This window comes from Phenylobacterium sp., from assembly GCF_024508875.1.
Lineage (GTDB): Bacteria > Pseudomonadota > Alphaproteobacteria > Caulobacterales > Caulobacteraceae > Phenylobacterium.
Genome location: NZ_JANINU010000169.1, coordinates 1 through 5166, shown reverse-complemented (window position 1 = coordinate 5166; position 5166 = coordinate 1). Strand labels below are relative to the sequence as shown.

At 68.7% G+C, this 5166-nt stretch carries 3 protein-coding genes; 2 read left to right on the top strand and 1 reads right to left on the bottom strand.

What is annotated here, in order from left to right:
• A partial coding sequence (locus Q0L11_RS13385) for an alpha/beta hydrolase (RefSeq protein ID WP_296597875.1) occupies window positions 1-844 on the bottom strand: 844 nt, incomplete at its 3' end.
• A 117-nt stretch (window positions 845-961) separates the two neighbouring features.
• Here Q0L11_RS13385 and Q0L11_RS13380 point away from each other — a divergent pair.
• Both Q0L11_RS13380 and Q0L11_RS13375 read left to right on the top strand, forming a co-directional pair.
• Window positions 962-3424, top strand: a complete 2463-nt coding sequence (locus tag Q0L11_RS13380; RefSeq protein WP_296597874.1) for a TonB-dependent receptor — start codon at window positions 962-964, stop codon at window positions 3422-3424.
• A 112-nt stretch (window positions 3425-3536) separates the two neighbouring features.
• Window positions 3537-5166, top strand: a 1630-nt coding sequence (locus Q0L11_RS13375) for a DNA topoisomerase IV subunit B (protein ID WP_296597873.1), incomplete at its 3' end; no start/stop codon positions are given.

Sequence of the window (5166 nt, the reverse complement as noted above, 5' to 3'; positions counted from 1 at the left end):
CCCCGCCCCAGGCGTGGAAGACGTGGATCATCTCGGGCCAGACCTCCAGCCGCACCTCGACGCGGGCGTGGGCCAGCACGTCCGCCAGGGTGATGCTGTCGCTGAGCAGGGCCTCCTCGGAGCCCGTCTGGATCAGTACGGGCGCCACTCCCTCGAAATCCCCGAGCACCGGCGAGGCCAGCGGATCGCGCGCGTCCAAGCCTCCCAGGTACATCCGAGCATTGTCGTCCAGCCCGGCCCTGGAGATCATCGGATCGCTCGCCGCCTTCGTGGCGTAGCTAGCGCCCGATTGCGTCAGGTCCGCCCACGGGCTGATCACGAAGAAGCCCGCCGGCTGGGGCAAATCCGCGGCCTTCAAGGCAAGAGCCAGCGCCATCGCGAGCCCCCCGCCTGCGGAGTCTCCGGCGACGATCAACCGTCCAGGCTCGACCCCGCCGTCCAACAGGGCGCGATAGACGGAGGTCGCGTCTTCCACGGCCGCCGGGAAGCGGTGTTCCGGGCCGAGGCGATAGTCGGGCGCGACGGCGACACTCCGCGCCGCCGCCGTGATCCGCGCGACCAGAGGGCGGTGGCTGCGCGGGCTGCCGGCCGTGTAGGCGCCGCCGTGCAGGTACAGGATGAGACGATCCGTCACCGCGCCCTGCGGGACGATGCGCTCGCACTTCACGCCCCCCAGCGTCACAGGCTCGTGGAAGCAGCCGGCCGGCAGCGCGCCCATCTCCCCAACCTGGTCCATCGCCGCGCGCCGCTCGGCCACGCCCGGCGCCGGCGCGCCGGGACCGGGCTGGCGCGCCGCCAGCAGCGCGCGGACGCCGGCGATCTCAGGATCCTTCCAACTCGTCACGCTCTCTCCCCCCGCGCTCGCGGAACGTCACAATCGCGCATCGCGACTGTCGCGGAACCGTCTCTGAACCCGCCGTATCCCCGCGCTGCGCCTCGAAGCGCACACAAGGGGATAGATATGAACTCTACAATCCGGACTGACCGCCGCGCGCGGCTCTGGTCGACCGTGGCTCTCGTCAGCCTGCTGGCAGGCGCCGCCCACGCTGCGGACGGCGCAGCCGAAGCCGCCGCCGACGACGCCGGCGCGGGCGTCTCGGAAGTGGTCGTCACGGGCATCCGCGAGACCCGCTCCACCGTCGCGCTCGAAAGCCAGCAGATCCAGCGCGTCCTGCCGGGGGCCAGCCCGCTGAAGGCGATCCAGTTCCTGCCGGGCGTGATCTATCGGACGGCCGATCCGTGGGGCAACAACGAGCAGAACCTGTCGCTGTTCGTGCACGGCTTCTCCACCCAGCAGCTCGGCTACACCCTGGACGGAGTCCCGCTCGGCGACCAGCAATACGGGAACTACAATGGCCTGTCGGTCTCGCGTTCGGTGAGCAGCGAGAACGTCGCGCGGGTCACCCTTTCCTCCGGCGCCGGCTCCCTCGACGTGGCGTCCACCAGCAACCTCGGCGGCGCGATCGAGACCTTCACCCGCGACCCGGCCATGGAACGCGGCCTGAACGTCCGCGGCACGGTCGGCAGCCATGAGGCCAACCGCGAGTTCATCCGCCTCGACAGCGGCGAGATGTTGGGCGGCTTCCGCGGCTACATCTCGTACCTGCACCAGGACCAGCGGGCCTGGGACTTCGACGGTCACCAGCGCGGCCACCAGGTGAACCTGAAGGTCGTCCGCGACGACGACCACGGCGTCTTCACCTTCTACGCCGACTGGCAGATGAAGGTGGAGCCGAACGAGGACGCCACCGCCTTCGGCAACCAGCAGACGGCCGCGGCGCAGGGCTTCACGCCCTACAGCCGCCCGTTCATCTACCCGGACCTGGCCCGCTGCTCGAGCAGCCTGACCGGCGGCCCCGGCACGCCGAACCCGGCCCAGGGCAACAACTTCTCGAACTGCTTCAGCGCGGCCCAGCGTGAGGACATCCTCAGCTACGTCCGCTACGCCTGGAAGCCGATGGAAGGCCTCACCTGGACCAACACGGCCTACTATCACTACAACTTCGGCCGCGGGATCGTGGCGGGCCCGGTCAACACTGCGGGCCTCCCCGGCCTCTTCGCCACCTACTATCCGAACCTCGTCGTCGGCACGGCCACCAGCGCGGCGACCCTGCAGAACATCGTCAATCTGATGGGCGGGTCGGGGAACGCGGTGCGGACCACGGAGTACCGGATCAACCGCGGCGGCATCCAGTCGAACGTCGTCTGGCAGTTGGGCGACCACAACATCCAGGCCGGCGCCTGGTTCGAACACAACGAACCGGCCCAGCACCGCGTCTGGTATCCGATGACGGGCGCGAACAACGACCTGTCGCCTTATGACGTGCCGCGCGGGAGCAAGGCGTTCACCCAGTACGCCGCCGAGTTCTTCACCAACGACATCCAGCTCTACCTGCAGGACCAGTGGAAGATCATGCCGAACCTGACCCTGCAGGCCGGCTTCAAGTCCAGCCTGCAGGATGCCAACGGCAAGTTCCCGATCAACCAGAAGAACCTGCCGACCGTGGCCGTGCCGGTGCATTATCCGACGGGCAGCATCACCTCGAATAAGTGGTTCCTGCCCCAGGCGGGCCTGCTGTGGGATCCCACCGAGCACGAGCAGGTGTTCGTCAACGCCCAGAAGAACATGCGCCAATTCATCCCGTACGGCGCGGGCAGCGGCTTCTACGGCTTCTCGGCATGGAGCCTGGGCACCCAGGCGGCGTTCGACCTGTTCAAGACGACGGTGAAGCCCGAGACCTCATGGACCTACGAGGCGGGCCTGCGCACCCGTCGCACGTTCGAGGGCGACTTCATCACCGGCCTCGACGGCCAGGTCAGCGTCTATCACGTGAAGTTTCGCAACCGCCTGCTGAACATCGCCCCGTACAACTTCATCAACCCGGCGCCGGCGATCCTCGCCAACGTCGGCGGGGTGACGACGAACGGCATCGACGTAGCCGGCACGCTGCAGTTCGGGGAGCACTTCAGCCTTTACAACGCGATCTCGTACAACAAGTCGAAGTACGACGACGACTACCAGAGCGGCACGACGATCGTGGGCGGCGTCAGCACGCCGGTCACCGTCGCCACCGGCGGCAAGCAGGTGCCGCTGACGCCGAAGTGGATGAACAAGACGGTCGCGCGCTTCAACTGGGGTCCCTTCGGCGCCTCGGTGAGCGGCGACTACATCGGCAAGCGGCCGGTGACCTACCTGAACGACTTGTCGGTGAAGTCGACCTTCGTCGTCGACCTGGAGGCCAGCTACACCTTCGACGTGCCCGCCGACGGCATGCTGAAGGGCGCGCGGATCAGCGCCAACATCACCAACCTGTTCGACAAGAAGGGCGTCTCGACCGCCGGCGTCACCAGCAACTCCGGCGGTTACACGGCCTTCCCGCTGGCGCCGCGGATGGGCTTCGTCACCGTTTCGGCCGACTTCTAGGCTAACTCCCGAGCGCACGGCGGCCGCGCGGCGTTTGGTCCGCGCGGCCGCATTGCCCTCGAGGGCGGGGCAAGCCATACGGAGCACAGAATCGGATCACGCTACGTTCCCTATGTCCCAGCCTGCCCCTAAGCCCCTTCCCGACCTCTTCGACGACGCGCTGAATCCCGCGCCCGCCGCGCCGCTGGCCGAGAGCCACGAGCCGCGCCCGGACGCGCCCGCGGCCAAGCCCTCCGGCTACTCGGCCGCCGACATCGAGGTTCTGGAAGGGCTGGAGCCGGTCCGCAAGCGGCCGGGCATGTACATCGGCGGCACCGACGAGCGTGCGCTGCATCACCTGTTCGCCGAGGTGCTGGACAACGCCATGGACGAGGCCGTCGCCGGCCACGCCAAGCTGATCACCGTCACCCTCGACGCGGACGGCGCCCTCACCGTCTTCGACGATGGCCGAGGCATCCCGGTCGACCCGCACCCGAAACACCCTGGCAAGTCGGCGCTCGAAGTCATCATGACCGTCCTGCACTCGGGCGGGAAGTTCTCGGGCAAGGCCTACGAAACCTCGGGCGGCCTGCACGGCGTCGGCGTCTCGGTGGTCAACGCCCTTTCCGAGCGCGTCGAGGTCACGGTCTTCAAGGACGGCTTCGAGTGGCGCCAGGCGTTCAGCCGCGGCAAGCCCCTCGGCTCCATCGAGAAGATCGGCCCCACCCGCAAGAAGGGCACGGCGATCAGCTTCCTGCCCGACCCGGTGATCTTCGGCGACGGCGCGGCCTTCAAGCCGGCGCGCCTGTACCGGATGGCGCGGTCCAAGGCCTATCTGTTCGGCGGCGTCGAGATCCGCTGGAAATGCGACCCGGCCCGGATCCACGACCAGACCCCGCCCGAGGCGGTGTTCCGCTTCCCGAACGGCCTCGCCGACTTCCTGGCGGAGCGGATCAAGGGGCTGGAGACCGTGACGCCCGAGCCGTTCGCCGGCCGCTACGAGCGGCCCGGGGAGGCCGGCAAGGTGGAGTGGGCCGTGGCCTGGACGCCTGCCGGCTTCGGCGAGGCCGACAGCTTCATGCAGTCGTACTGCAACACCGTGCCGACCCCCGAGGGCGGCACGCACGAGGCCGGCCTGCGCGCCGTGCTCACCAAAGGCCTGAAGCAGTACGCCGAACTGACCGGCGAGAAGCGGGGCGGCCTGATCACCGCCGACGACGTCATCAGCCAGGCGGGGGCGCTGGTCAGCGTCTTCATCCGCGACCCCGAGTTCCAGGGCCAGACGAAGGAGAAGCTCTCCTCGTCCGAGGCCCAGCGCCTGGTGGAAAAGGCCCTGGCCGACCCGTTCGACCACTGGCTGACCGCCCAGCCGAAGGCCGCCAGCACGCTGCTGCAGTTCGTCGTCGAGCGCGCCGAGGAACGCCTCAAGCGCCGCAAGGACAAGGAGGTCGCCCGCGCGTCGGCGACCCGCAAGCTGCGCCTGCCCGGCAAACTGGCCGACTGCGCCGGCTCGTCGACCGAGGGCACCGAACTGTTCCTGGTCGAGGGCGACTCGGCCGGCGGCTCCGCCAAGCAGGCGCGTGACCGCAAGACGCAGGCGATCCTACCCCTTCGCGGCAAGATCCTGAACGTCGCCTCGGCCTCCACCGACAAGTTTGGCGGCAACAAGGAGCTCAGCGACCTGCTGCTGGCCCTGGGCGCCCAGGCCGGGTCGAAGTTCAAGGAGGAAGACCTCCGCTACGACCGCATCGTGATCATGACCG

Bases quoted from the DNA above. Each gene is read 5' to 3' on its own strand.
- Q0L11_RS13380 (WP_296597874.1), top strand. From the start codon at position 962: ATGAACTCTACAATCCGGACTGACCGCCGCGCGCGGCTCTGGTCGACC.